22 protein-coding genes and 2 pseudogenes are annotated in these 25413 nt (G+C 70.5%); 14 read left to right on the forward strand and 10 right to left on the reverse strand.

The window, feature by feature from the left end; all coding sequences use genetic code 11:
- Window positions 1–7 precede the first annotated feature (7 nt).
- Complete coding sequence (gene rapZ / locus QM720_RS10640) at window positions 8–886, forward strand: RNase adapter RapZ (RefSeq protein ID WP_415126341.1); 879 nt, start codon at window positions 8–10, stop codon at window positions 884–886.
- A gap of 46 nt (window positions 887–932) precedes the next feature.
- On the forward strand, window positions 933–1919 hold the full coding sequence (gene whiA / locus QM720_RS10645; protein WP_415126343.1) for a DNA-binding protein WhiA: 987 nt from the start codon (window positions 933–935) through the stop codon (window positions 1917–1919).
- 113 nt (window positions 1920–2032) lie between these two features.
- Here the strand turns inward: whiA and QM720_RS10650 are convergent, their stop codons facing one another.
- Window positions 2033–3055, reverse strand: a complete 1023-nt coding sequence (locus tag QM720_RS10650) for a hypothetical protein (RefSeq protein WP_415126345.1) — start codon at window positions 3053–3055, stop codon at window positions 2033–2035.
- 327 nt (window positions 3056–3382) lie between these two features.
- Between QM720_RS10650 and QM720_RS10655 the strand changes: the two genes are divergently transcribed.
- The 6 genes from QM720_RS10655 (at window position 3383) to QM720_RS10680 (ending at window position 7853) form a co-directional block, all read left to right on the forward strand.
- Window positions 3383–4003 carry a superoxide dismutase gene (locus QM720_RS10655; protein ID WP_415126347.1) on the forward strand — a complete coding sequence of 207 codons (621 nt, stop codon included), beginning with the start codon at window positions 3383–3385 and terminating at the stop codon, window positions 4001–4003.
- A 131-nt stretch (window positions 4004–4134) separates the two neighbouring features.
- The gene (gene gap / locus QM720_RS10660) at window positions 4135–5145 is read left to right on the forward strand and encodes a type I glyceraldehyde-3-phosphate dehydrogenase (RefSeq protein ID WP_415126349.1); all 1011 of its coding nucleotides are present in this window, start codon (window positions 4135–4137) and stop codon (window positions 5143–5145) included.
- Between the two features lie 9 nt (window positions 5146–5154).
- Window positions 5155–6372: a phosphoglycerate kinase gene (locus tag QM720_RS10665; RefSeq protein ID WP_415126351.1), complete on the forward strand. Its 1218-nt coding sequence runs from the start codon at window positions 5155–5157 to the stop codon at window positions 6370–6372.
- Complete coding sequence (gene tpiA / locus QM720_RS10670) at window positions 6372–7154, forward strand: triose-phosphate isomerase (protein WP_415126353.1); 783 nt, start codon at window positions 6372–6374, stop codon at window positions 7152–7154. Before QM720_RS10665 ends, tpiA begins: the two co-directional genes overlap by 1 nt.
- Before the next feature lie 94 nt (window positions 7155–7248).
- Window positions 7249–7497, forward strand: a complete 249-nt coding sequence (secG, locus tag QM720_RS10675; RefSeq protein WP_415126355.1) for a preprotein translocase subunit SecG — start codon at window positions 7249–7251, stop codon at window positions 7495–7497.
- Window positions 7497–7853, forward strand: a complete 357-nt coding sequence (locus QM720_RS10680) for an RNA polymerase-binding protein RbpA (RefSeq protein WP_415126357.1) — start codon at window positions 7497–7499, stop codon at window positions 7851–7853. Before secG ends, QM720_RS10680 begins: the two co-directional genes overlap by 1 nt.
- Before the next feature lie 122 nt (window positions 7854–7975).
- Here the strand turns inward: QM720_RS10680 and pgl are convergent, their stop codons facing one another.
- From pgl to tkt, 6 genes and pseudogenes are all read right to left on the reverse strand, one after another.
- Window positions 7976–8752 carry a 6-phosphogluconolactonase gene (gene pgl / locus QM720_RS10685; protein WP_415126359.1) on the reverse strand — a complete coding sequence of 259 codons (777 nt, stop codon included), beginning with the start codon at window positions 8750–8752 and terminating at the stop codon, window positions 7976–7978.
- Between the two features lie 17 nt (window positions 8753–8769).
- Window positions 8770–9699 carry a glucose-6-phosphate dehydrogenase assembly protein OpcA gene (locus QM720_RS10690; RefSeq protein ID WP_415126361.1) on the reverse strand — a complete coding sequence of 310 codons (930 nt, stop codon included), beginning with the start codon at window positions 9697–9699 and terminating at the stop codon, window positions 8770–8772.
- A pseudogene (zwf, locus tag QM720_RS10695) lies at window positions 9696–11245 on the reverse strand (glucose-6-phosphate dehydrogenase). The gene QM720_RS10690 and the pseudogene zwf overlap by 4 nt, the downstream one beginning before the upstream one ends.
- A 21-nt stretch (window positions 11246–11266) precedes the next feature.
- Entirely contained in the window at window positions 11267–12895 is a 1629-nt protein-coding gene (locus QM720_RS10700) for a glucose-6-phosphate isomerase (protein ID WP_415126363.1), read from the reverse strand.
- Window positions 12892–14016 (reverse strand): transaldolase, encoded by a 1125-nt coding sequence (tal, locus tag QM720_RS10705; RefSeq protein WP_415126365.1) that lies wholly within the window; start codon window positions 14014–14016, stop codon window positions 12892–12894. Before tal ends, QM720_RS10700 begins: the two co-directional genes overlap by 4 nt.
- Entirely contained in the window at window positions 14013–16094 is a 2082-nt protein-coding gene (gene tkt, locus QM720_RS10710) for a transketolase (RefSeq protein WP_415126367.1), read from the reverse strand. The genes tal and tkt overlap by 4 nt, the downstream gene beginning before the upstream one ends.
- Before the next feature lie 187 nt (window positions 16095–16281).
- Here tkt and QM720_RS10715 point away from each other — a divergent pair, with 187 nt between their 5' ends.
- Window positions 16282–17202 carry a heme o synthase gene (locus QM720_RS10715; RefSeq protein WP_415126369.1) on the forward strand — a complete coding sequence of 307 codons (921 nt, stop codon included), beginning with the start codon at window positions 16282–16284 and terminating at the stop codon, window positions 17200–17202.
- A gap of 125 nt (window positions 17203–17327) precedes the next feature.
- On the opposite strand, the gene QM720_RS10720 is transcribed toward QM720_RS10715, so the two are convergent.
- Together QM720_RS10720 and QM720_RS10725 are read right to left on the reverse strand one after the other, a co-directional pair.
- Window positions 17328–17813, reverse strand: coding sequence for a dinucleotide-utilizing enzyme (locus QM720_RS10720; protein ID WP_415126371.1), 486 nt, complete (start codon window positions 17811–17813; stop codon window positions 17328–17330).
- An 83-nt stretch (window positions 17814–17896) separates the two neighbouring features.
- A complete protein-coding gene (locus QM720_RS10725; RefSeq protein WP_415126373.1) occupies window positions 17897–18859 on the reverse strand; it encodes a COX15/CtaA family protein in 963 nt (320 codons plus the stop codon).
- 250 nt (window positions 18860–19109) lie between these two features.
- Here QM720_RS10725 and sufB point away from each other — a divergent pair.
- From sufB to QM720_RS10750, 5 genes and pseudogenes are all read left to right on the forward strand, one after another.
- Window positions 19110–20529, forward strand: a pseudogene (gene sufB / locus QM720_RS10730) (Fe-S cluster assembly protein SufB).
- Window positions 20529–21809, forward strand: coding sequence for a Fe-S cluster assembly protein SufD (gene sufD, locus QM720_RS10735; protein WP_415126375.1), 1281 nt, complete (start codon window positions 20529–20531; stop codon window positions 21807–21809). Before sufB ends, sufD begins: the two are co-directional and overlap by 1 nt.
- On the forward strand, window positions 21806–22135 hold the full coding sequence (locus QM720_RS10740; RefSeq protein ID WP_415126377.1) for a non-heme iron oxygenase ferredoxin subunit: 330 nt from the start codon (window positions 21806–21808) through the stop codon (window positions 22133–22135). Before sufD ends, QM720_RS10740 begins: the two co-directional genes overlap by 4 nt.
- A gap of 21 nt (window positions 22136–22156) precedes the next feature.
- Window positions 22157–22927: a Fe-S cluster assembly ATPase SufC gene (gene sufC / locus QM720_RS10745; RefSeq protein WP_415126379.1), complete on the forward strand. Its 771-nt coding sequence runs from the start codon at window positions 22157–22159 to the stop codon at window positions 22925–22927.
- Between the two features lie 10 nt (window positions 22928–22937).
- The gene (locus QM720_RS10750; RefSeq protein WP_415126381.1) at window positions 22938–23267 is read left to right on the forward strand and encodes a metal-sulfur cluster assembly factor; all 330 of its coding nucleotides are present in this window, start codon (window positions 22938–22940) and stop codon (window positions 23265–23267) included.
- A 183-nt stretch (window positions 23268–23450) separates the two neighbouring features.
- On the opposite strand, the gene QM720_RS10755 is transcribed toward QM720_RS10750, so the two are convergent.
- Window positions 23451–25388 carry a beta-galactosidase gene (locus QM720_RS10755; RefSeq protein WP_415126383.1) on the reverse strand — a complete coding sequence of 646 codons (1938 nt, stop codon included), beginning with the start codon at window positions 25386–25388 and terminating at the stop codon, window positions 23451–23453.
- Window positions 25389–25413 lie beyond the last annotated feature (25 nt).

The raw sequence follows: 25413 nt of genomic DNA on the forward strand, positions 1-25413 counted from the left end.
AGGGCACGTGGCAGCCGATCAGCCCGCGGGCGAGGTTCTGATCGTCACGGGCATGTCGGGTGCGGGGCGCTCGACGGCGGCCGACGCGCTCGAGGATCTCGGCTGGTACGTCGTCGACAACCTGCCGCCGCAGATGCTGCGTCCCCTGCTCGAGCTCACCGAACTCGCCGGCGGCGAGGCTCTGCCCAAGATCGCGGCCGTCGTCGACGTGCGCGGGCGCGACCTCTTCCGCGAGCTGCCCGCCATCACGAGCGCGCTGCGCGCCGGCCGGCAGCTGCGGGTCGTGTTCCTCGACGCGTCCGACGAGGTGCTCGTGCGCCGCTTCGAGTCGGTGCGCCGCCCGCATCCGCTGCAGGGCGACGGCACGATCCTCGACGGCATCCGCACCGAGCGCGAGCGGGTCGCGGTGATCCGCGAGGCGGCCGACGTCATCGTAGACACGAGCAACATGAACATCCACCAGCTCGCGACGCACATCGTCGATCTGTTCAGCGACGAGGGGGATGCCGCCCACACCCTGACGGTGATGAGCTTCGGGTTCAAGTACGGGCTGCCCACCGACGTCGATCTCGTCGCCGACATGCGGTTCCTGCCGAATCCGTTCTGGATCCCCGAGCTGAAGGGCCACACGGGGGAGGAGGCGCCGGTGCGCGACTACGTGCTGGCGCAGCCGGGCGCGCAGGAGTTCATCGACGCCTACGCGCTGGCCCTGCGGCCCGTGCTCGAGGGCTATCAGCGCGAGAACAAGCGCCACTCGGTGCTCGCGATCGGCTGCACCGGCGGCAAGCACCGCTCGGTCGTGACGTCGATCGCGCTCGCCGAAAAGCTCGCCCAGCTGCCCGGGGTGCGCGTACGCGTGAAACATCGCGACCTCGGTCGCGAGTAGGCTGTTCTTTCGTTCCCCTCTCGCCGACTGCCCCTGAAGGACCGCCGTGTCGTTGACCGCTGACGTGAAGACCGAGTTGGCCGCCGTTCGCGACCCTCGTCCCACGGCTCGTGTCGCCGAACTCACCGCGATCCTGCGGTTCTCCGGCGGGCTGCACTCCATCGCAGGGCGCGTCGCGGTCGAAGCCGAGCTGGAGACCGATCCGCTCGCCCGCCGGGTCGCGCGCGACATCATGGAGCTGTACGGCGTACGACCCGAGCTGCACCGCGTGCAGGCCTCGGGCGGGCCCAGCGGACGCACGGGCGGTCATTTCGCCGTGCGCGTCATCGACGGCGGCGAGACCCTCGCCCGCCAGACCGGCCTGCTCGACGCCCGCCGCCGGCCGGTGCGGGGACTGCCCAACAAGCTCACGACGGGCGCGCGGCACGACCTGGCCGCGGTGTGGCGCGGCGCGTTCCTCGCCAGCGGTGCGCTGTCCGACCCGGGCCGCTCGGCGGCGCTGGAGATCGCCTGCCCGTCGGGCGAGACCGCGATGGCGCTCGTCGGCGCCGGGCACCGCCTCGGCATCGCCGCGAAGGCGCGCGAGGTGCGCGGCGTGCCGCGCGTGGTCGTGCGCGACGGCGAGGCGATCCGCGTCGCCCTCGCTGAGATGGGCGCCGTGAAGACCGCCCAGGCCTGGGAGGATCTGCGCCAGCGCCGCGAGGTGCGCGCCGGCGTCAACCGCCTGGTCAACTTCGACGACGCGAACCTGCGCCGCTCGGCGCAGGCCGCGGTCGCCGCGTGCGCCCGTGTGGAGCGCGCGCTGCAGATTCTCGGCGACGGCGTGCCCGAGCATCTGCGCGAAGCCGGCGAGCTGCGCCTCGCGCACCGCGACGCCAGCCTCGACGAGCTCGGCCACCACGCCGATCCGCCCCTCACGAAGGATGCCGTGGCTGGCCGCATCCGGCGGCTGCTCGCGATGGCCGACAAGAAGGCGGCGCACGACGGCATCCCGGGGACCGACGCCGCCGTCCCCGAGGGTCTCGAGGACTAGCCCCGCCGGTCGCCGGTCGCCGCGGCCGCGTTTCGCCGAGACCCACCGCGTGCATCGAGACCGCCGCCGTGCGCGCGGGTCTCGATGCGCGGAGCGGGTCTCGGCGCCCCGTCTCATCGCCCGGACGTCTCCCAGCCGCGGGTGGGCACGCCGCGCAGCGCAGCGGCCAGGGTGCTCAGGGGAGCGGTCTGCTCCGGGCGGACCAGCGGCAGTCCCACGGCGAGCAGGAGCGCGCGCAGCTGCGCATACGCGGTGAGGTCGCGCCAGCCCCAGTGCGCCGTCGCGCGCACTCCACGTTCGCGCAGCCGCGCGTCTCGCGCATTGCGCGCCTGCAGTGCGGTGCGCGCATCGCCGAACGCGCCGCTGTACTTGATGTCGCCGTCGGCCTCGCCGGCCGCCCGCCAGCGCTCCCACCAGTAGTCCGCACGATCGCCCGATCCGTTCGAGGGATCGCGGAACCAATGCTGCAGCTCTGGCGCCGGGAACCCCAGCCAGTCGATCACGGCGATGCTCACGTTCTCGAGCGGCGACTCGGCGACGGGCGTGGCTCGATCGAACACCCACCGCGCGGTGCGCACTCCCCGGGCCGACGGACGTGTCGCACCGAGTGCGCTCAGCTCGGCCGTCGACAGCGCGGGGTCCGCCCGGAGAGTGGCGCCCGCGACGGCGAGGCCGACGGCAGGATGCCGGGAGTGCGCGATCTCCACCGCCAGCTCGGCGGGTGTCGCGACGATCAGTCCGCCGAGGCGCTCGGTCTGCGGCATCCGTTGCGTCGTGTGGATGCGGATACCCGGCCTCCGTCGCGACTTCGCCGGATCCGGGAGCATCACGTGCACGTCGGGTGGCTCACCGAACACCGGCAGGCCGTGCAGCGCACATGCGGCTTCGCCGACGAACACGGCGTCGGGGCGCACGAGCGCGACGGCGTGCGTGCGTGCGAGGTATCGACCCCACGGAGGGAGCTCGCGCCACGCGCCCGCCGGTGCATAGACGTCGCGCATGACCTTGACCAGCTCGCCCGTGCGCACGGCGCGCGACGCGTTGGAGGTCTCGGAGCCCAGGAACAGCGCGACGGGGCTGGGGGTCGGAGTGCGCGGGCGCACGACGGGTTCGGCTGAGGTGGGGAGGACCGGCATGAGCCCAGCCAATCGCGATCCGGGTTCGATCGGGGGATCGAACAGCGATCTGTGGATGGATCGCCCCGATCGGCCGCCTGTGGAGGAGGTGATGAGCGCCGCACCGCCCGGTTCGTCGCCGCGGCCGCGTTTCGCCGAGACCCACCGCGTGCATCGAGACCGCCGCCGTGCGCGCGGGTCTCGATGCGCGGAGCGGGTCTCGGCGAGACCGCGCACGCGCGTCGCCGCGTCACGCGGGAACAACCCCCTTCCCCGGGCGTTACCCATCAATAGGATGAAGACGTCCCCAACCGCGCGCTCGCGCGGCTCCGACAGGAAGAAGAGAACATGGCGGTCTACACGCTCCCCGAGCTCCCCTACGATTACGCGGCCCTCGAGCCGCACATCAGCGGCAAGATCATGCAGCTGCACCACGATAAGCACCACGCGGCCTACGTCGCCGGCGCCAACACCGCCCTCGAGCAGCTCGCCGAAGCCCGCGAGGCGGGAAACCTCGCGAACGTCAACAAGCTCGAGAAGGATCTCGCGTTCAACCTCGGCGGCCACGTCAACCACTCGATCTTCTGGACCAACCTGTCGCCGGAGGGCGGCGGTCAGCCCGAGGGCGAGCTGAAGGCGGCGATCGACGAGTTCTTCGGCGGGTTCGAGAAGTTCCAGGCGCACTTCACGGCGGCGGCCACCGGCATCCAGGGTTCGGGCTGGGCGGTGCTCAGCTGGGATCCGCTCGGTGCGCAACTGATTGTTCAGCAACTGTTCGACCAGCAGTCGAACACGGCGCAGGGCACCGTGCCGATCTTCCAGCTGGACATGTGGGAGCACGCGTTCTACCTCGACTACCTCAACGTCAAGGCCGACTACGTGAAGGCGGTCTGGAACATCGCGAACTGGCAGAACGTCGCCGAGCGCTTTTCGACGGCTCGCGAGAAGACGGCCGGGCTGATCGCGTAGTAGTGTCGTGACCAGGTGAGGATGCCGGGTCCCGCGGGCATTGACCGCGGTGGCTCCGCATCCTCTTCCTGTTCACCATGACACTCGCGTCGGCGCCGGCAGGGCGTGCGCGACAGAAAACGGGAGACAACGTGTCTGTCAAGATCGGAATCAACGGCTTCGGCCGCATCGGCCGCAACTTCCTCCGCGCGGCGCTCGAGCAGGGAGCAGACCTCGAGATCGTGGCGGTGAACGACCTCACCGACAACAAGACGCTGGCGCACCTGCTGAAGTACGACTCCGTCGGCGGCCGGCTCGATGCCGACGTCTCGTACGACGAGGACTCGATCACCGTCAACGGCAAGAAGATCAAGGTCTTCGAAGAGCGCGACCCCGCCAACCTGCCCTGGGGCGACCTCGGCGTCGACATCGTCATCGAGTCCACCGGCCGCTTCACGAAGGCCGTGGATGCCAAGAAGCACATCGCCGGCGGCGCCACGAAGGTCATCATCTCGGCTCCCGGCACCGACGTCGACGGCACCTTCGTCATGGGCGTCAACGACGGCGACTACGACCCGGCGACGATGCACGTCATCTCCAACGCCTCGTGCACGACGAACTGCCTCGCGCCGCTGGCCCAGGTCTTCAACGACGCGTTCGGCATCGAGCGCGGCTTCATGATGACGGCGCACGCCTACACCGCCGACCAGAACCTGCAGGACGGCCCGCACAGCGACCTGCACCGCGCCCGCGCCGCCGCGCTGAACATCGTCCCGGCCTCGACCGGCGCCGCCAAGGCCATCGGCCTCGTGCTGCCCGAGCTCAACGGCAAGCTGAGCGGCTCGTCGTACCGCGTGCCGATCCCCACCGGCTCGATCGTCGACCTCACGATCATCACGCCGACCGAGGGCCTCACCGTCGACACGATCAACGCGGCGTACGAGAAGGCGGCGGCCGAGGGTGCCCTCGTCGGCTACCTGAAGTACAACACCGACCCGATCGTGTCGACCGACATCGTGCTCGACCCGCACTCGTCGATCTTCGACGCCGGCCAGACGAACGTCTCCGGCAACCTCGTGAAGGTCTCGGCCTGGTACGACAACGAGTGGGGCTACTCGAACCGCCTCGTCGACCTCGCCGAGCTCGTCGGCTCGAAGCTCTGAGCTCCACTCATGGCTCTGCGCACCCTCGACTCGCTGGGTTCGCTGGCCGGTAAGCGCGTCATCGTCCGTGTTGACTTCAACGTCCCTCTGAAAGAGGGCGTCATCACGGACGATGGCCGTATCCGGGCGGCTCTCCCGACCCTGACCCACCTGCTGAATGCGGGTGCCCGCGTCATCGCCTGCTCGCACCTGGGACGCCCCGACGGGGCTCCCGACCCGAAGTACAGCCTCGCGCCGGTCGCGCAGCGCCTGTCCGAGCTGCTCGGCGCGCCCGTGGCCTTCGCGGCCGACACCGTCGGCGCCGAGGCGCAGGCCGCGGCATCCGGTCTCAACGACGGCGAGATCGCCGTCATCGAGAACCTGCGGTTCAACCCGGGCGAGACGGCGAAGGACGAGACCGAGCGCCGCGCTTTCGCGCAGCAGCTCGCCGCGCTCGGCGATGCGCTCGTCTCCGACGGCTTCGGCGTCGTGCATCGCAAGCAGGCATCGGTGTACGACCTTGCCGAGATCCTGCCGTCGGCGGCCGGGTTCCTCATCGAGAAGGAGGTCGACGTGCTCGACCGCCTGACCGAGAACCCCGCGCGCCCCTACGCCGTCGTGCTCGGCGGGTCGAAGGTGAGCGACAAGCTCGGCGTCATCGAGCACCTGCTGCCGCGTGCCGACAAGATCCTCGTCGGCGGCGGGATGCTGTTCACGTTCCTCGCCGCGCAGGGGCACGCCGTGGGCAAGAGCCTGCTCGAGGCCGACCAGCTCGACACTGTGCGCGGGTACATCGCGCAGGCGGCCGAGCGCGGCGTCGAGCTGCTGCTGCCGACCGACGTCGTCGTGGCCGCCGCGTTCGCCGCGGATGCCGCGCACGAGGTCGCCGCCGTCGACGCGATCGAGGTGACGCCGTTCGGCGCCGACGGCATCGGCCTCGACATCGGCCCCGACACGGCGGCGCGGTTCGCGGACGCGATCCGCTCGTCGACGACGGTGTTCTGGAACGGCCCGATGGGCGTGTTCGAGATGTCCGCGTTCGCGGCCGGCACGCGTGCCGTGGCCGAGGCGCTCACCGAGGTCGACGGCCTGTCGGTCGTCGGCGGGGGAGACTCCGCCGCTGCGGTGCGTCAGCTCGGCTTCGCCGACGACCAGTTCGGCCACATCTCCACCGGTGGCGGCGCGAGCCTGGAATTCCTCGAGGGCAAGAAGCTCCCGGGGCTGGAGATCCTCGGATGGGAGAACTGATGGCTCGCACTGCGCTCATCGCCGGCAACTGGAAGATGAACCTCGACCACCTGCAGGCGGTCGCGTTCGTCCAGAAGCTGCACTGGACGCTGAAGGATGCCGCGCACGAGAACGGCTCGGTCGAGGTTGCGCTGTTCCCGCCGTTCACCGACCTGCGCACCGTGCAGACGCTGCTCGACGCCGACAAGATCCCGTTCGCGCTCGGCGCGCAGGATCTGTCGACGCACGACTCCGGCGCCTACACGGGCGAGGTCTCGGGCGTGTTCCTCAGCAAGCTCGCCTGCCGGTACGTCATCATCGGGCACTCCGAGCGCCGCGAGTACCACCACGAGACCGACGAGGTCGTCGCGGCGAAGGTGCAGGCGGCGCTGAAGCACCAGCTCGTGCCGGTGATCTGCGTGGGCGAGACGCTGGAGCAGCGCGAGGAGTCGGGGCCGACCGCGGTCTCGGTCGCGCAGCTGCAGGTGGCTCTGGAGGGCGTGCCCGCCGATGCCGACGTCGTCGTCGCGTACGAGCCGGTCTGGGCGATCGGCACCGGCCAGGTCGCTTCGCCCGAGCAGGCTCAGGAGGTCTGCGCCGCGCTGCGCCAGGTCGTCGCCGACAAGCTCGGGGCGGATGCCGCGGCGCGCACCCGCATCCTCTACGGCGGATCGGTCAAGTCGGGCAACATCGCGAGCTTCATGCGCGAGCCCGACGTCGACGGTGCGCTGGTCGGCGGCGCGAGCCTTCTCGCCGACGAGTTCGCCGCGATCATCCGGTACCAGAAGCACGTCGGCGTCTGAAAACGTGAGATACCCGCCGTCGGTCTCGTCCGACGGCGGGTATACTCGACCCTTGTGCGCCCCGTCGCGGGTGCGGTGAAAGGCTTCATCGACTGTGGACATTCTCGAGTTCGTGCTCCAGGTGCTGCTGGGCATCACCAGCCTCCTGTTGACCCTCCTGATCCTCCTGCACAAGGGTCGCGGCGGCGGCCTGTCCGACATGTTCGGCGGCGGCATGAGTTCGTCGCTCGGCTCGTCGGGGCTCGCGGAGCGCAACCTCAACCGGTTCACCGTCGTCCTCGCACTCGTGTGGTTCGTCGCGATCGTCGCCCTCGGTCTCATCACGAAGTTCCAGGGGATCTGATGGCCACCGGAGGCAACGCGATCCGCGGCACCCGCGTGGGTGCCGGTCCCATGGGCGAGCAGGACCACGGCCACCACGCGGACCGCATCGCGGTGTCGTACTGGGATGCCCTCGGCAACGAGACGGTGCGCTACTTCGCGGCCGGCATCGCCGAGGAGGAGATCCCCGAGACGATCGACTCGCCGCACTCGGGCCTTCCGGCCGGGCGCGACAAGGACAATCCGCCGGCTCTCGCCAAGACCGAGCCGTACAAGACGCACCTCGCCTACGTGAAGGAGCGTCGCACCGAGGAAGAGGCCGACGCCCTCCTCGACGACGCCCTGCAGGCGCTCCGCGAGCGCCGCGGCCAAGACTGACCCCGCCCCACGCCCGCCCCGCCCCGTCGTCCGCGAAACCTCGCAAATGTCCGGCCTGGGAGCGATCCCACGGCGTGTCGCGCGACATTTGTGAGGTTTCGCGGGAGGTCGGGTGGGGAGGGTTAGAAGTCCTGGTCGATGAGTTCGGGCGGGACGGCGGCAGCGGCATCGCGGTCGACGAAGAACAGCGTGCGCCTGCGTCCCTTCGCGCCGGCGGCGGGCACCGTCTCGTAGCTCGCGCCGGCGAGGGCGAGCCCGAGCGCGGCGGCCTTGTCGCTGCCCGAGACGACCAGCCACACGCACCGCGCCGAGTTGATCACGGGGCGCGTCAGCGTCAGCCGCTCGTGCGGCGACTGCGGGCACCCGGGCACCGCGACGACGGCGCGCTCGGTCAGCTGGATCTCGCCGCGGTCGGGGTACAGCGCAGCGATGCTGCCGTCCGTTTCGACCTCGAGCACGGTGACGAAGAACGAGGGCCAGGGCTGCCCCTCGTCGCCGAAGCGGGCGAGCTCGTCGGCATATGCGGATGCCGCGGCATCCGCGTTGACGACCTCGCCCGGCGCCGGATAGGCGTGGACGTTCTCCGCCGGGATCTCGATGCGGCCCCGCAGCGCCCGCCGTGCGGCGGTGTCGGCCCGCTCGGCGCTGTGCGGCGCGAACGCCTCGTCGGCCCACCAGAGGTGAACCCGCGACCAGTCCACGTCGCCGCGGGCGGCGTCGGCCCCGGCGGCTTCGAGCACGGCTCGGCCCGCCGGCGCGCCGGACAGTGCGAGGTGCGTCGTCTTGCCCGCGGCCGAGCGCGCCACCAGGCGCGCGACGAGCCGCCGGGCCACCGCGGACGTCAGCGCGGCGGCGTCGGTGCTGATCACCACGCGCTTCTCGGTCCACAGGTGCGTCATTGCAGCTCTCCGGAGTCTCAGACCGTTGACGGTCCGAGCAGCTCCCATCCCTCGGTGATCACCCGACCATACAGCAGGTCGGGATCGAGGCGGCGCAGTTCTTCGGCGAGGCACTCGCGCAGGGTGCGCCGCGGCAGCACGATGTCGTGCGACGGCTGGCCGGGCTGGGTCAGCGTCGCGTCGACCTCGGTGCTGCGGGCGAGCAGGATGTCGCCGCTCGCGCGCGTCAGTCGCACCGACTGGATGCCGTGCTGCCAGTCGACCGTCGAAGAGCGCCAGGTGACCGGCACGTCGAGCTTCAGGCGCAGCCAGGCGGCCAGCAGCCCCGTCGACGGCGAGCTGCCCGCACCGACGACCTCGACGGCGGTGATGGGCTCGTACGGCGGCTGATCGAGCACGGCCGCCAGCTGTTCGCGCCAGTGGGTGAGGCGCGTCCAAGCCAGATCGGTGTCGCCGGGCGCGTGCGCGCGGCCGAGTTCGGACAGGCGGTCGGCCGTGAACGGCTTGGTGGAGGCATCCGTGATGCGACGCTGCGCGATGCGCCCGATCGACGACGACGACGGCCGCTGCGGCGGGTAGTCCGGCCACCAGGCGACCACCGGCGCGTCCGGCAGCAGCAGCCCCGTGATGAGGCCCTCCTGGTTGCTCGCGGCCGCACCGTGCGCGTGCAGGACGACCACTTCGCTGGCGCCCGCGTCGCCGCCGACCCGGATCTGCGCGTCGAGTCGCGGCTCGCCGGCGTGGTCGGTGTTCAGCACGATGACGCGCATCGGGTGCTCACGCGACGCGTCGTTGGCGGCTTCGATGGCCTCTTCCTGCGGGCCGTGGGTCGTGACGATGACGAGCGTCAGCACACGCCCCAGCGCGACGGCGCCGCCCTCCTCGCGCACGCTGACGAGGGTGCGGGCGATCTTCGACACGGTGGTGTCGGGCAGGTCGATGATCACGGGCGCCTCCAGACGCGGCCGTCGCGGGCCATGAGCTCGTCGGCCGAGGGGGGACCCACGAACCGGGGGAGTACTGCTCGAGCGATCCGCCCTGCTCGGCCCAGTGCCGCTCGAACGGGTCGAGGATCTTCCACGACAGCTCGACCTCTTCGTGGCGGGGGAACAGCGGCGGGTCGCCCAGCAGCACGTCGAGGATGAGACGCTCGTACGCCTCGGGGCTCGACTCGGTGAAGGCGTGGCCGTAGCCGAAGTCCATCGTCACGTCGCGCACCTCGTTCGCCGCCCCGGGCACCTTCGACCCGAACCGGATCGTGACGCCCTCGTCGGGCTGCACGCGGATGACGAGCGCATTCTGGCCCATCTCCAGCGTCTGATTGCGCTGGAACAGATGCTCGGGCGCGCGCTTGAACACGACCGCGATCTCGGTGACGCGACGGCCGAGCCGCTTGCCGGTGCGCAGGTAGAAGGGCGCTCCCGCCCAGCGGCGGGTGGCGATGTCGACCTTGATCGCGGCGTAGGTCTCGGTCGCCGAGTCGGGGTTCATGCCGTCTTCGTCGAGGAATCCGGTGACCTTCTCGCCGCCCTGCCAGCCGCCGGCGTACTGCCCGCGGGCGGATGCCGCCGACAGATCCTCCGGCAGTCGCACGGCGGCGAGCACCTTCTCCTTCTCGGCGCGCAGGTCGGCGGCATCCATCGAGATCGGCTCTTCCATCGCGGTGAGCGCGAGCAGCTGCAGCAGGTGGTTCTGGATGACGTCGCGCGCCGCGCCGATGCCGTCGTAGTAGCCCGCGCGGCCGCCGACGCCGATGTCCTCGGCCATCGTGATCTGCACGTGGTCGACGTAGTTGGCGTTCCAGATCGGCTCGAACAGCTCGTTCGCGAAGCGCAGCGCGAGCAGGTTCTGCACCGTCTCCTTGCCGAGGTAGTGGTCGATGCGGAAGATGGCATCGGCGGGGAAGGCGACCTCCAGTGCGGCGTTGAGCTCGCGTGCGGTCTGCAGGTCGCTGCCGAACGGCTTCTCGATGACGACGCGGCGCCACGCGTCGGGGTTGTTCGAGCGGTCGTCGACGAGCCCGGAGTCTTTCAGCTGCTTCGCGACGATGGGGAAATCGCGCGGCGGGATCGACAGGTAGAAGGCGTGGTTGCCCATCGTGCCGCGGTCGACGTCGAGCTTCTCGACGGTCTCGCGCAGGCGCCGGAAGGCGTCGTCGTCGCCGAACTCGCCGGACACGAAGCGGATGCCCTGCAGCAGCTGCTTCCACGTCTCCTCGCGGAACGGGGTGCGGGCGTACTGGCGCACGGCGTCGTAGACGACCTGCGCGAAGTCCTGGTCGGCCCAGTCGCGCCGCGCGAAGCCGACGAGGGCGAACCCCGGCGGCAGCAGACCCCGGTTGGCGAGGTCGTACACGGCGGGCATGAGCTTCTTGCGCGACAGGTCGCCTGTCACGCCGAAGATCACGAGGGCGCTGGGACCGGCGATGCGGTTCAGGCGCCGGTCGTCGGGGTCGCGCAGCGGATTGTGCCCGCGCGAAAGCTCGGCAGTCATCGAGGGGTAGCTCCTAGGGGCCTATTGGGCGGCTTCGAACAGTGCCAGCACACCGGCCTGAGGGTCGGTCAGGGTGAGGGTGACGACGGGGCGGCCGTGCGCGGTGAGCACCGCCGCGTCGCCGGCGGCCTGGGCCGCGACGAGCTGCCCGAACGTGAACGGAAGCCCCGGGATCTCGAGGTCGACGTCGTCGGCGCCGAGGATCTGCAGGAACACCCCGTTCGCCGGGCCGCCCTTGTGATACTGGCCGGTCGAATGCAGGAAGCGCGGACCCCAGCCGAAGGTCGTGGGGCGACCGCTGTCGGCGGCGACGAGCTCCCGGATGCCGGCGAGCTGCGGCACGGCGATGCGATCCACGTAGGCCTGCACCGCGACGTAGCCGTCGCCGGGGATTCGCGCCCAGAGGGCGTCGAGCACGCCGGCGAGGGTGCCGGAGGCCACCAGGGCGGCATCGGAGGCCCGGACCTCGACGCCATCGGCGACGAACGCCGGCGCGGTGGCCGCCGGCCGGTGCTCCAGCAGCCCGCGCGCGGCCTGCTTGGCGGATTCGACGTCGGGCTGGTCGAACGGGTTGATGCCCAGCATCCGTCCCGCAATCGCCGTCGCGTACTCCCAGACGATGAGCTGCGCGCCCAGCGACCCGCTCAGGAGGATCTCGTCGGGGTGCTGCTCGAGGATCTGGAAGTGCACGGCGTCGTCGACGAACCGCACGAGCTGCAGGTCGGCCGGGGTCTGGTCGGCCTCGGGCGAGACCGGCAGGAGCACCACCGGGAGGATGCCGGTGCCGTTCTTGCCGGTCGACTCGGCGACGAGCTGCTCGATCCAGTCGGGCAGGCCCACGATGTGGGTGCCGTCGGTGATGAGTCCGAGCTTGTCGCGGCGCGGCGCGTCGGCGGTCGCGCCGGCGATGGCGGCGGCCAGCACGAGAGCCGGGTTGCGCGGGTCGTCGATCGCGACCTCGAGCAGCGTCGCCTCCGCCTCGTCGAGCAGTTCCGCGATGTCGGCGCCGGCGAGCCCGGCGGGCACCAGTCCGAACGCGGTGAGCGCGGAGAAGCGGCCGCCGACCGTGGGGTCGGCGGTGAAGACGCGGTATCCGGCCGCGCGGGCCGAGACCTCCAGCGGCGAGCCGGGATCGGTGACGACGACGATGCGCTCGGCGGGGTCGATCCCCAGGTCGCCGAAGGCCGCCTCGAACGCCCGGCGGGCCGCGTCGGTCTCGACCGTCGATCCCGACTTCGACGACACGACGAGCAGGGTCTGCGCGAGCCCGCCGCTCTCGCTGTCGCCGTCGATCGCGGCGAGCACCTGGCCGGGCGCCGTGGCGTCGAGGACGACCAGCGGCACCCCCGCGGTCTGCGCGATCACCTCGGGGGCCAGGGACGAACCGCCCATGCCGGCCAGGACGACGCGCGTGACGCCGCGGGCGGCGAGCTCGCCCCGCAGAGCGACGATCTCGGGAACGAGCGGGCGCGAGACCGAGACGGCCTCGACCCAGCCCAGGCGCCGCGCCGCCTCGGGCGCGGCATCCGGTCCCCACAGGTCGGCGTCGCCGGCCGTGATCCCGCTCGCCACGAGAGCGTCCACGAGGCCCGGCAGCGTCTGATCGACGACCGCCTTGACGTGCCCCGAGACGTGGATCTCGAAACTCACCGCAGGATCTCCGGCGAGGACTCGAGGGCGGCCGCGACGGTGTTCTGCAGGTCGTGCCACGAGGCGATGAACTTCTCGACGCCCTCGTCTTCGAGCACCTGGGTGACGTCGGCGATGTCGATGCCGACGGCGGCGAGCTGGTCGAACAGCCGGTGCGCCTCGGCGTAGCCGCCGGTGACCGTGTCGCCGGTGACGACGCCGTGGTCGAAGGTCGCCTCGAGGGTCTTCTCCGGCATGGTGTTGACGGTGCCGGGGGCGACGAGCTCGGTGACGTAGAGCGTGTCGGGCAGCGCCGGATCCTTCACGCCCGTCGAGGCCCACAGCGGGCGCTGCACGTGGGCGCCGGCGGCGACGAGCTCGTGCGCGTCGGCCTGCCCGAAGCGCTGCGCGAACAGCTCGTACGCGAGGCGGGCGTTGGCGACGCCGGCCTTGCTCTTCAGCGCCTCGGCGGCGTCTGCGCCGATCGCCGACAGGCGCTTGTCGACCTCGGTGTCCACGCGCGAGACGAAGAACGAGGCGACCGAGTGGATGCCGGACAGGTCGTGCCCGTTCGCGCGCGCCTGCGCCAGTCCGGCGAGGTACGCGTCGATGACCTCGGCGTAGCGCTCCAGGGAGAAGATCAGGGTCACGTTGACCGAGATGCCCTCGGCGATGACCGCGGTGATGGCGGGCAGGCCCGCCTTGGTCGCAGGGATCTTGATGAGGGCGTTGGGGCGGTCGACCGTGGCCCACAGCTTCTTCGCCTCGGCGATCGTGCCGTCGGTGTCGTGCGCGAGGTCGGGCGAGACCTCGATCGACACGCGGCCGTCGACGCCGCCGGTCGCGTCGTAGACGGGACGGAAGATGTCGGAGGCGTCGCGCACGTCGGCGGTGGTGAGCTCGAAGATGGCCTCGTCGGCGCTCGCGCCGCGCTGGGCGAGGGCGGCGAGGCGGCCCGCGTAGGAGTCGTCGTTCGTGTTGCCGATCGCGCCCTGGAAGATCGTGGGGTTGGTCGTGACACCGCTGACGTTGCGGGTCGCGATGAGCTCGGCCAGGTTGCCCGAGTCGATGCGGGCGCGCGACAGGTCGTCGAGCCAGATGCTCACGCCGGCGTCGGACAGAGCCTGAGTGGGGGTGGTCATGCGTTCTCCTTGACGGTTGCGCGGGCCGCGTCGGCGACCGCGTCGGCGGTGATGCCGAAGTTCTGGAACAGGGTCTTGTAGTCGGCCGAGGCGCCGAAGTGGTCGATGCCGACGCTGCGGCCGGTGTCACCCACGATCGTGCGCCACAGGGGAGTGGTGCCGGCCTCGACCGAGACGCGGGCCGTGACGGATGCCGGGAGCACGCTCTCGCGGTAGGCGGCATCCTGCTCGGCGAACCACTCCAGCGACGGGGCCGACACGACGCGGGCGCGGATGCCCTCGGCGGCGAGGGTCGCGCGGGCAGCGACGGCCAGTTGCACCTCGGAGCCGGTGCCGATGAGGATGACGTCCGGGTCGCCGCCGTCGGCGTCGACGAGCACGTACGCGCCCTTCGCGACCCCGTCGGTCGTCGCGAAGCCCTGCTCGCCGCGCGGGAAGTTCGGCACGTTCTGACGGGTCAGGGCGATGCCGGTGGGCGCGCCGTGGCGGCGCAGGATCTCCAGCCACGCCGCCGCCGTCTCGTTGCCGTCGGCGGGACGGACGACGGTGAAGTTCGGGATGAGCCGCAGCGACGCGAGCTGCTCGATCGGCTGGTGCGTCGGGCCGTCTTCGCCGAGGGCGATGGAGTCGTGCGTCCACACGAACACGCTCGGCACGTTCATGAGCGCCGCCAGGCGCACGGCCGGGCGCATGTAGTCGCTGAAGATGAGGAACGTGCCGCCGAACGGCCGCGTCGGGCCGTGCAGGACGATGCCGTTGAGGATCGCGCCCATCGCGTGCTCGCGGATGCCGAAGTGCAGCACCCGGCCGTAGGGGCTGCCGGACCAGTCGTGCGTCGACCACTCCTCGGGGATGAACGACGCCGCGGGGGAGATGGTCGTGTTGTTCGAGCCGGCGAGGTCGGCAGAGCCGCCCCACAGCTCGGGCAGGTGCGGGGCGAGGGCGTTGAGAACCTTGCCCGACGCGGCGCGCGTGGCGATCTCGGTGCCGGGCTCGAACACCGGCAGCGCGTCCGTGATGCCGTCGGGAAGGGCGTGCGCCTCGAGCCGGTCGAGCAGCGCCTTGCGCTCCGGGTTCGCGGCGGCCCACGCGTCGAAGTCCTGCTGCCACGCGGCGCGGGCCTGCGCGGCCCGTTCCTTCAGGGCGCGGGTGTGGGCGAGGACGGCATCCTCGACGACGAACGAGCGACCGGGGTCGAAGCCGAGCACCTCCTTGGTCGCGGCGACCTCGTCGGCGCCCAGCGCGTTGCCGTGCACCGACTCGGTGCCCTTCTTGTTCGGCGCCGGCCATCCGATGATCGTCTTCAGGACGATCAGCGACGGCTTGTCGGTCTCGGCCTTGGCCTGCTCGATCGCGTCGGCGAGCTCCCGCACGTCTTCGACGTAGTCGCCCGTGCGCACCCAGTCGACGCTCAGCACCTGCCAGCCGTACGATTCGTAGCGCTGGCGCACGTCCTCGGTGAACGACACGTTCGTGTCGCCCTCGATCGAGATGCGGTTCGAGTCGTAGATCGCGATGAGGTTGCCGAGCTTCTGGTGACCGGCCAGGCTCGACGCCTCGCTCGTCACGCCCTCCTGCAGGTCGCCGTCGCCGGCGATCACGTAGACGAAGTGGTCGAACGGGCTCGTGCCGGCGGGGGCATCCGGGTCGAACAGGCCGCGCTCGTAGCGCGACGCGTAGGCGAACCCGACGGCCGAGGCGAGCCCCTGACCCAGCGGCCCGGTCGTGATCTCCACGCCCCGGGTGTGGCCGTACTCCGGGTGACCGGGCGTGAGCGAGCCCCACGTGCGCAGCGCCTCGAGGTCGGCCAGCTCCAGGCCGAATCCGCCGAGGTACAGCTGGATGTACTGGGTGAGCGAGGAGTGCCCCACCGACAGGATGAAGCGGTCGCGGCCCAGCCAGTCGGTGTCGGTCGGGTCGTGACGCAGCACCCGCTGGTACAACAGGTACGCCACCGGAGCCAGGCTCATCGCCGTGCCGGGGTGGCCGTTGCCCACCTTCTGCACGGCATCCGCCGCCAGTACCCGCGCGGTGTCCACCGCGCGCCGATCGATGTCATCCCAAATCAGCTCGGACACCCGGACGCCTTTCTGCAGGGGCGCTCGCATTCGTGGATCTCGACAGCAGGCGAGGGGGATTCGCGGGCGCGCGTATGTAGTTGTCAGCATATCGAAGCGGTGTGCCCGCGGGGCCATGTGCGGCGCCCCGTGACGCGCGCGAAGCGCGGCCGCGTAGACTGGGAGTCAACTGACAGCGGCGGGGGAGATGGATATCACGACGACGAGCGCGAGCGCGGCGACGACGCGTCCGGCCCTCCGCACCATCCGCGCCTACATCATGCTGACGAAGCCCCGCGTGATGGAGCTGCTGCTGGTGACCACCGTTCCGGTGATGATCCTCGCCCAGAGCGGCATGCCGGATCTGTGGCTCGTGCTGGCCACCGTCGTCGGCGGCGCGATGAGCGCGGGCTCCGCCGCGACGTTCAACATGTATCTCGACCGCGACATCGACGCGCACATGCACCGCACCGAGAATCGGCCGCTCGTGACCGGCGAGGTCTCGCCCCGCGGTGCGCTGGTGTTCGCGTGGACGCTGGCGGCGGCATCCACCGTGTGGCTCTGGCTCACCACGAACGGGCTCGCGGCCGTGCTGTCGGTCGTCGCGATCTTCTTCTACGTCGTGATCTACACGATCATCCTCAAGCGCCGCACCGAGCAGAACATCGTCTGGGGCGGCATCGCCGGATGCTTCCCGGTGCTGATCGGCTGGGCCGCCGTCACCGGGTCGCTGACCTGGACGCCGTTCATCCTGTTCCTGCTCGTGTTCCTCTGGACGCCGCCGCACTATTGGCCGCTGTCGATGAAGTACAAGGGCGACTACCAGGAGGCCGACGTGCCGATGCTCGGCGCGACGCGCGACGGCATCCAGGTGGGGCTGCAGGTCATCCTGTACGCCTGGGCGACGGTCGCCTCGTCGCTGCTGCTGGTCCCGGTCGCCGGGATGGGCCTCGTGTACGCGGTGTCGGCGGTGGTCTTCGGCGGCTGGTTCATCGTCGAGTCGCACGTGCTCTACAGCCGCGCCGCCCGCGGCGAGCAGATCCGGCCGATGCGCGTGTTCCACGCCTCCATCACGTACCTCACGCTGCTGTTTCTCGCCATCGCGATCGACCCGCTGCTGCCGCACTAGTCGCCCGCGTCCGCGCCCTGCCAAGATGCAGGAGCACCTGTGACAAAACACGCCCAAGATGCAGGACGGGGCGACTTCTGTCACACCCGTTCCTGCATCGTGGCGCGTCCGCGCGGGACGCGGGGTCAGCGGGCGGCGGATGCCGCGGGCTCGAGCTCCGCGTCCGACTCGGCGACGGCAGCTTCGACCGGGTCCGTGGCGGCGTCGTCGGCCAGGTCCGTGGCGTCGGCCGCGTCCGTGTCCGCGGCGTCGGCCAGGTCCGTGGCATCGACGGCGTCCGCGTCTGTGGCGTCGTCCGCGTCCGTGTCGGCGGCGTCGTCCCAAGCGGGAGCCTCGACGACCTCGGCGGGCCGGGGCGAGAGCGAGCGCAGGGCGCCCACGGTCAGGGCCAGCGCCAGACCGACCAGGCCTGCACCGATGAGGATCGCGCCGAACACGCCCCAGATCTGGCCGACGTAGACGTCGCTGGTGGTCGCGGAGCCGTCGGTGAGACGGGCGTCCATGCCGACGAGCTTGTCGATGATCAGGGAGGTGCCGCCGGCGACCGAGGCGACCGATCCGGCCACGAGGCCCCAGAACGGGATGCTGCGGCTCAAGCGGGAAGTGGTCATGAAGTTCTCTCCTTGGGTTCCGTCGCCACGATGGGCGCCCGTACGACTATCCGCGAGCCACCATGGCGAAAGCCCTGCGCAGCCTATGAGCCTGCTGTGGACCCGTCGTCGAAGGTGAGGATCGCCCTCGGCGCCTTCAACTGCAGCACGACCACCGTCATGGCGGCCACGAGCAGCACGGCGAGCACCATGTGGATGTTCACGAGCACGATGGGCAGCCCCGTGCGTGCCTGCCAGAGCCCCACGCCGATCTGCACGAACTCCACCCCGAGCAGCAGTCCGCTCCACAGCGGCAGCCGCAGCGTCGTGGGCATGCGGAAGGAACCCGCGAACACGACGATCGTCAGCGCGAACAGGAGATACGCCGGCCAGCTGTGGATGTGCTGCCAGAGGATCGGGTCGAGGCCGTTGCGCGCCGCGATGTCGTCGCCGGCGTGCGGGCCCGCGCCGGTGAGGAGGATGCCGACGAGCACCGTCACGGCCGCGGCCGCGCTCGTGACGTGTACGAGCATCGCGTAGCGCCGCGGCACGGCCAGTCGACGCGGTCCCGCCGGTGCGTACACGCGGTTGACATACGCCGCGCCGTTGCCGACGAGACCCGCGGAGATCACGAAGTGGATGCCGACGAGGCTCGGCGGCAGGTGCAGCCACACGATGACGCCGCCCACGACCGCCTGCAGGATGATGCCGATGCCGTTGGCGAGGGTGAGGGCGAACAGCTCCGGGCGCTGCGCGCGCAGCCGCACCACCGAGAGGAAGGCGAGGAGCGCGATGACGATGAGCACGCCGGTCATCGTGCGGTTGCCGAACTCGATGAGGCTGTGCCACGACAGCTCCTCGGTCGGGATGAGCGAGCCTTCGGTGCAGTTCGGCCAGTCGGGGCACCCCAGGCCCGAGCCGGTGAGGCGCACGAGTCCGCCGGTGCCGACGATGACGACGTTGCTGATCAGCACGAGCCAGGCCAGCACCCGCGCGCCGCGGCCGATGCGCTCGGGGAGCCGGGAGAGGAGGGCGCCCGCGCGCGGCGCGGTCTGCTGCTCGGACAAGAGGGCCTCCGGGATGGGCGCCCGAACGGGCGCGGGCCGCGCCGCGGTCGGGGCGAGCCTGTAGACTGAAGAGGTGGGAACGGCGGCGCGCCAGACGCGTCGCGCCCAGCCCCAGTCTAGGCGTGTGACCGATGCGCGCAGACGGGACAAAGACGCAACGCGGCCCTGACAGCGACAACCCGCCCTCGCACTCCCGAGGTGCCGGGCAGGTCGGAGCGGATGACACCGCCGGGTACGAAGGAGGAAAGCCATGACGGATGTGCTCATCGACCGTCCGGAGCTGGAAGGGCTCGGCGTCTACGAGTTCGGCTGGCACGACGCCGACGCCGCCGGTGCCAGTGCGAAACGAGGCCTCTCCGAAGCCGTCGTGCGCGACATCTCGGCGCTCAAGAGCGAGCCGGAGTGGATGCTGAAGACCCGCCTCAAGGGTCTGCAGCTGTTCGACCGCAAGCCGATGCCGACGTGGGGCGCCGACCTCAGCGAGATCGACTTCGACAACATCAAGTACTTCGTGCGCTCCACCGAGAAGCAGGCGCAGTCGTGGGATGATCCTCCCGGAAGACATCCGCAACACGTACGAGAAGCTCGGCATCCCCGAGGCGGAGCGGCAGCGCCTCGTCGCCGGCGTCGCGGCGCAGTACGAGTCCGAGGTCGTGTACCACCAGATCCGCGAAGACCTCGAGGCTCAGGGCGTCATCTTCCTCGACACCGACACGGCGCTCAAGGAGCATCCGGAGTTCTTCGAGGAGTACTTCGGCACCGTCATCCCCGCGGGGGACAACAAGTTCGCCGCCCTCAACACGGCCGTGTGGTCGGGCGGCTCGTTCGTGTACGTGCCGAAGGGCGTGCACGTCGAGATTCCGCTGCAGGCCTACTTCCGCATCAACACCGAGAACATGGGCCAGTTCGAGCGGACGCTCATCATCGCCGACGAAGACTCGTACGTGCACTACATCGAGGGCTGCACGGCGCCGATCTACAAGTCCGACTCGCTGCACTCGGCCGTCGTCGAGATCATCGTCAAGCGCAACGCGCGCGTGCGGTACACGACGATCCAGAACTGGTCGAACAACGTCTACAACCTCGTCACCAAGCGCGCCGTCGCCCACGAGGGCGCGACGATGGAGTGGGTCGACGGCAACATCGGCTCGAAGGTCACGATGAAGTACCCGTCGATCTTCCTCATGGGCGAGCACGCCAAGGGCGAGACCCTGTCGGTCGCCTTCGCCGGCCCCGGCCAGCACCAGGACGCGGGCGCGAAGATGATCCACATGGCGCCGTACACGCAGTCGTCGATCGTCTCGAAGTCGATCGCCCGCGGCGGCGGCCGCGCCGGCTACCGCGGCGAGGTGCGCGTGGATGCCAACGCGCACCACTCCGCCAACACCGTGCGCTGCGACGCGCTGCTGGTCGACACGATCTCGCGCTCCGACACCTACCCCGCGATCGACATCCGCGTCGACGACGTGCAGCTGGGTCACGAGGCGACCGTGTCGAAGGTCAGCGAGGAGCAGCTGTTCTACCTCATGAGCCGGGGGATGCCGGAGGACGAGGCCATGGCGATGATCGTGCGCGGCTTCATCGAACCCATCGCGCGCGAACTGCCCATGGAGTACGCCCTCGAGCTCAACAAGCTCATCGAGATGGGCATGGAAGGATCCGTCGGCTGATGACGACAGCGACTCAGACCCCCGCCCCGTCGGAACAGAGGGCGGCGGAGGGTCATCACGACTCTGCGCACGTCGATCCGGCGGCGCGACTCGTCGGCGCGGCGGGCACCGTCGCCGGGCAGATCCCCGTGCAGACCCGCTCCGAGCGCCCGGCCTCGTTCGACCCCGCTGACTTCGGCGCGCCCACCGGCCGCGAGGTCAACTGGAAGCACACCCCGGTCGCGCGCCTGGCGGCGCTGCTGCGCGACGAGCCGGCCGACGAGGGCGCGATCACCGTGACCGTCACCCCTTCCGGCGCCGAGCTCGGCACGCCGCTGCGCGCCGGCGAGGCTCCGCGCGGCACCGTGCTCGTGCCCGAGGATCTGCCGAGCGCCATCGCGTCGAGCCGCGCGGACGGCGCCGTGCACGTCATCATCCCCGCCGAGGCCGAGCTGGCCGAGCCGGTCGTCGTCGACATCGCCGGGACGGATGCCGCCGCCCGCGGCATCCTGCATCTCGTGATCGAGGCCCGGCCCCAGTCGCGTGCCACGGTGCTGCTGCGCCACGCCGGTGCGGCCGCCGTCGCCGAGAACGTCGAGGTCGTCGTCGGCGACGGTGCGCGCCTGCAGCTCGTCACGGTGCAGCAGTGGGATGCCGGGGCGATCCACTCCGCCGCGCACGCCGCCCGGGTCGGCCGCGACGGCTTCCTGCGGCACATCGTCGTGAGCTTCGGCGGCGACGTCGTGCGCGTCAACCCGTCGGTGGAACTGGCCGGCCACGGCGCCGAGGCCGAGCTGTACGGACTGTCGTTCGCCGACGCCGGGCAGCATCTGGAGAGCCAGGTGTACCTCTTCCACAAGGGCGAGAACACCGTCGGCGACGTCCTCTACAAGGGCGCCCTGCAGGGCGCGTCGGCGCACAGCGTGTGGATCGGCGACGTGCTGATCGGACCGGACGCGACCGGCACCGACTCGTACGAGGCCAACCGCAACCTCGTGCTCACCGACGGCGCCCGCGCCGACTCGATCCCGAACCTGGAGATCGAAACCGGTGACATCCGCGGCGCCGGCCACGCGAGCGCCACCGGACGCTTCGACGACGAGCAGCTGTTCTACCTGCAGGCGCGCGGCATCTCCGAAGACGAGGCGCGGCGCCTGGTCGTGCTGGGGTTCCTCGTCGAGATCGTGCAGAAGGTCTCGGTGCCGTCGCTGCAGGACGAGCTCGTCGCCGTGATCGAGGCCGAGCTGGCTGCCACGGCATCCGTCGTCGGCGGCACGCAGACCACGGGCGCCGACGCATGACCGCTCAGAAGGTGCTGAACCTGAGCGACCTCGAGCAGGACACCGCGGTGCGCGTCGAGATCGACGGCGTGCCGATGGCGGTGGTGCTCGACGCGAACGGCGAGGTGCACGCGATCGGCGACCTCTGCACGCACGGCGACATCTCGCTGTCGGAGGGCTTCGTCGAGGGGGACACGCTGGAGTGCTGGGCGCACGGCTCCGCGTTCTCGCTCCTCACCGGAAAGCCCCTGAACCTGCCGGCGTACGAGCCGGTGCCCGTCTACGAGGTCACGATCGACGGGGACGACGTCCTGATCGATCCCGCAGTGACCAAGACGATCGACTGAAGACCGAAGAAGGAACCTGACATGGCTGTACTGGAGATCCGCGACCTGCACGTGACGGTCGAGACCGAGGCGGGGCAGACCCCCATCCTCAACGGCGTCACGCTCACGGTGCGCACCGGCGAGACGCACGCGATCATGGGCCCCAACGGGTCGGGCAAGTCGACGCTCGCCTACACGATCGCCGGACACCCCAAGTACACCGTCACGGGCGGCTCGATCACCCTCGACGGCGAAGACGTGCTCGCGATGTCGGTCGACGAGCGCGCCCGTGCGGGGCTGTTCCTCGCGATGCAGTACCCGGTGGAGATCCCCGGCGTCACGGTGACGAACTTCCTGCGCACCGCCAAGACCGCCATCGACGGCGAGGCGCCCGCCATCCGCACCTGGACCAAGGAGGTCAAGGAGGCGATGAAGAACCTGCGCATGGACCCGAAGTTCGCGGCGCGCAACGTCAACGAGGGCTTCTCCGGCGGCGAGAAGAAGCGCAACGAGATCCTCCAGCTCGAGGTGCTCAAGCCGGCCATCGCCGTGCTCGACGAGACCGACTCGGGCCTCGACGTCGACGCGCTGAAGATCGTGTCGGAGGGCGTCAACCGCGCCAAGGAGGCGACCGACCTCGGGGTGCTGCTGATCACGCACTACACGCGCATCCTGCGCTACATCAAGCCCGACTTCGTGCACGTCCTCGTCAAGGGGCAGGTCGCGGAGGAGGGCGGCCCCGAGCTCGCCGAGCGCCTGGAGGACGAGGGATACGACCGCTATCTCGACCCCTCCGACATCGTCGACGCCTAGGATTGAGGCCATGACCGCGACGCTCAGCCCGGAGAAGTACGACGAGGTCACCGAGGCGCTCAAAGACGTCATGGACCCCGAACTCGCGATCAACGTCGTCGACCTGGGCCTGATCTACGACCTCAGCTGGGATGACGAGAACGACGCTCTCGTCATCCACATGACGCTCACCTCCGCCGGGTGCCCGCTGACCGACGTGCTCGAGGAGCAGACCGCACAGGCGCTCGACGAGGTCGTCGATCGGTTCCGCATCAACTGGGTGTGGATGCCGCCGTGGGGTCCCGAGCGCATCACCGACGACGGGCGCGACATGATGCGCGCGCTCGGTTTCGCGATCTGACTCGAACGGGGATCTCCGACCGAGCCCCGCGATATCTGCGCGGCGGTCAGCGGAGTTGGCGGTATCCGGGGTCATGGGTGTGGATGGGACCGGTTTGCGCCAAGTCTGCGGCGCGGCGGCCATGTACCCGGAGGCTCGGTTTAAGACAGCTTCTGGCGCGGACCGGCCGTCATGGCTTGATTGCTAGACGGCGAGGCGGAGGACGGAGTCGATCCGCGCGCCGCGGGGCGCCACCTCGATCTCGCCCACCGTCACAGGGACGTTCGAGTGGTTGAGGATGAACCGGTGGTCGCCGCGCTCGACGACCTCCACCTGGTCGGGCAGCAGCGCGTGCTCGATGCCGGCCGTATCGAGCACCGCGTCTGCGATCTCGCCGAGGGCGCTCGGGGCGGTCGCGACGTACCATCCTGCCCCTCCCGACATGTCGGTGCGGCGAGTGACCGCGGGGCAGCCCGCGAGGTCTCCGCCGATGAAGGTTGCGAGCACCTCCGCGTCGTGCACGCGCACCACCTCGCCCCATTCACTGGCGGTGCCCGCACCGAGTCCGGAGATCTCCAGCCGCGGCACTGCGCCGCCGCTGAGGGACGGCTCGGCCGGCGGCATGAACTCCTCGACGCGGACGCCGAGCACGGGTTGCAGCTCGCCGAGGTAGCCGCCCAGTAGCACGCCCAGCCCGTCGTCAAGGACGGCCGTCTGGTAGCCGACGACGAGCTGTCCCCCGCGTGTGACGACGCGCGCGAGCTCGCTTCGAGCCCGGGACGACAGTGCGACGGCGCCGGCCGCGATGACGACGTCGTAGCCGTCGAGCGCTTGGCCCGGCTTGGCGAACTCGACGAGCACACCGCGCCGCCACAGCTCCCGGTACCAGCGGAACACGATGTGCAGGTATGACAGGGACGTCGGTGTGGACTCCTGCTCCAGCGCCCACCACGATGTCCAGTCGAACAGGATCGCGACGCGAGCGGCGGGGCACCGCGTGCCGACGAGGCCGCGCAGGGCGGCGAGCTCGGCGCCGAGCGACACCGTCTCGCGGAACACGCGCGTGTCCTCCCCGGCGTGCGGCAGCATCCCGGAGTGGAACTTTTCCGCGCCGATCCGCGACTGCCGCCACTGGAACTGCATGATGCCGTCCGCGCCCCGGGCGATCGATTGCAGCGAAAGGAGGCGGTGCCATCCCGCTGCCTTCGCGGCGTTGCGAGGTCGCCAGTTGACGGCCGAGGGTGCCTGCTCCATCAGGATCCACGGCGCGCCGCCGGACAGCGAGCGCATGAGATCCCGGGTCATCGCGGCGTACGCCGGTGAGATCGGGTCGGCCGGGTCGGGGTACTCGTCGTCGGAGACGAAGTCGACCTCCTCGGCCCAGGACCAGTAGTCGCTGGCCTTGAAGAACCCCATGAAGTTCGTGGTGATCGGCACGCCGGGCGTGAGCTCGCGCAGGAGCTCCGCTTCTGCCCGCAGGCATCCCTTCCACGCGTCGGACATGAAGCGGTCGAAGTCGAGCTGTTGACCGGGGTTCTTGAAGGTGGGGGTGTCGCGCGGCGGCTCGATCTGATCGAACGCGCTGTACTCCTGTGACCAGAAGGCGGTGCCCCACGACGCGTTCAGTGTCTCGACATCGCCGTACCGGTCGCGCAGCCAGACCCGGAACGCCGCGGCGCTCTCGGGGGAGTAGTCGTGCGTCACGTGGCAGGCGAGCTCGTTGTTGACGTGCCACGCCGCCAGCGCCGGATGGCTGCCGTAGCGCTCGGCGAGCGCGCGCACGAGGCGCAGAGCGTACCGCTGGTACACGGCCGAGTTCGGGTGATAGTGCTGACGACTGCCGAACTCGAGCCGGGTGCCCGACGAGGTCACCGGCAACATCTCCGGGTGCGCCCGCACGAGCCAGGCGGGCGGTGACGCGGTCGCCGTCGCCAGATCGATGCGGATGCCGGCGGCGTGCAGCTTCTCGAAGATGTCGTCGAGCCACTCGAACGCGAAGCGGCCGTCCTCGGGCTCCAGTTTCGCCCAGCTGAACACCGCGACGGTGGCGACGCTGACGCCCGCGCGCTGCATGAGGCGGACATCCTCGTCCCATACCTCGCGCGGCCACTGCTCGGGGTTGTAGTCTCCGCCGTACCACATGCGGTCAAGGCCAGGGAGCGTTGCC

The organism is Microbacterium sp. (assembly GCF_047602155.1).
Classification (GTDB): Bacteria; Actinomycetota; Actinomycetes; order Actinomycetales; family Microbacteriaceae; genus Microbacterium.

Bases quoted from the DNA above. Each gene is read 5' to 3' on its own strand.
- QM720_RS10650 (WP_415126345.1), bottom strand. From the start codon at position 3,055: ATGCCGGTCCTCCCCACCTCAGCCGAACCCGTCGTGCGCCCGCGCACT.
- QM720_RS10655 (WP_415126347.1), top strand. From the start codon at position 3,383: ATGGCGGTCTACACGCTCCCCGAGCTCCCCTACGATTACGCGGCCCTC.
- QM720_RS10665 (WP_415126351.1), top strand. From the start codon at position 5,155: ATGGCTCTGCGCACCCTCGACTCGCTGGGTTCGCTGGCCGGTAAGCGC.
- tpiA (WP_415126353.1), top strand. From the start codon at position 6,372: ATGGCTCGCACTGCGCTCATCGCCGGCAACTGGAAGATGAACCTCGAC.
- QM720_RS10680 (WP_415126357.1), top strand. From the start codon at position 7,497: ATGGCCACCGGAGGCAACGCGATCCGCGGCACCCGCGTGGGTGCCGGT.
- pgl (WP_415126359.1), bottom strand. From the start codon at position 8,752: ATGACGCACCTGTGGACCGAGAAGCGCGTGGTGATCAGCACCGACGCC.
- tal (WP_415126365.1), bottom strand. From the start codon at position 14,016: ATGACCACCCCCACTCAGGCTCTGTCCGACGCCGGCGTGAGCATCTGG.
- QM720_RS10715 (WP_415126369.1), top strand. From the start codon at position 16,282: ATGGATATCACGACGACGAGCGCGAGCGCGGCGACGACGCGTCCGGCC.
- QM720_RS10720 (WP_415126371.1), bottom strand. From the start codon at position 17,813: ATGACCACTTCCCGCTTGAGCCGCAGCATCCCGTTCTGGGGCCTCGTG.
- sufD (WP_415126375.1), top strand. From the start codon at position 20,529: ATGACGACAGCGACTCAGACCCCCGCCCCGTCGGAACAGAGGGCGGCG.
- QM720_RS10740 (WP_415126377.1), top strand. From the start codon at position 21,806: ATGACCGCTCAGAAGGTGCTGAACCTGAGCGACCTCGAGCAGGACACC.
- sufC (WP_415126379.1), top strand. From the start codon at position 22,157: ATGGCTGTACTGGAGATCCGCGACCTGCACGTGACGGTCGAGACCGAG.
- QM720_RS10750 (WP_415126381.1), top strand. From the start codon at position 22,938: ATGACCGCGACGCTCAGCCCGGAGAAGTACGACGAGGTCACCGAGGCG.
- QM720_RS10755 (WP_415126383.1), bottom strand. From the start codon at position 25,388: ATGTGGTACGGCGGAGACTACAACCCCGAGCAGTGGCCGCGCGAGGTA.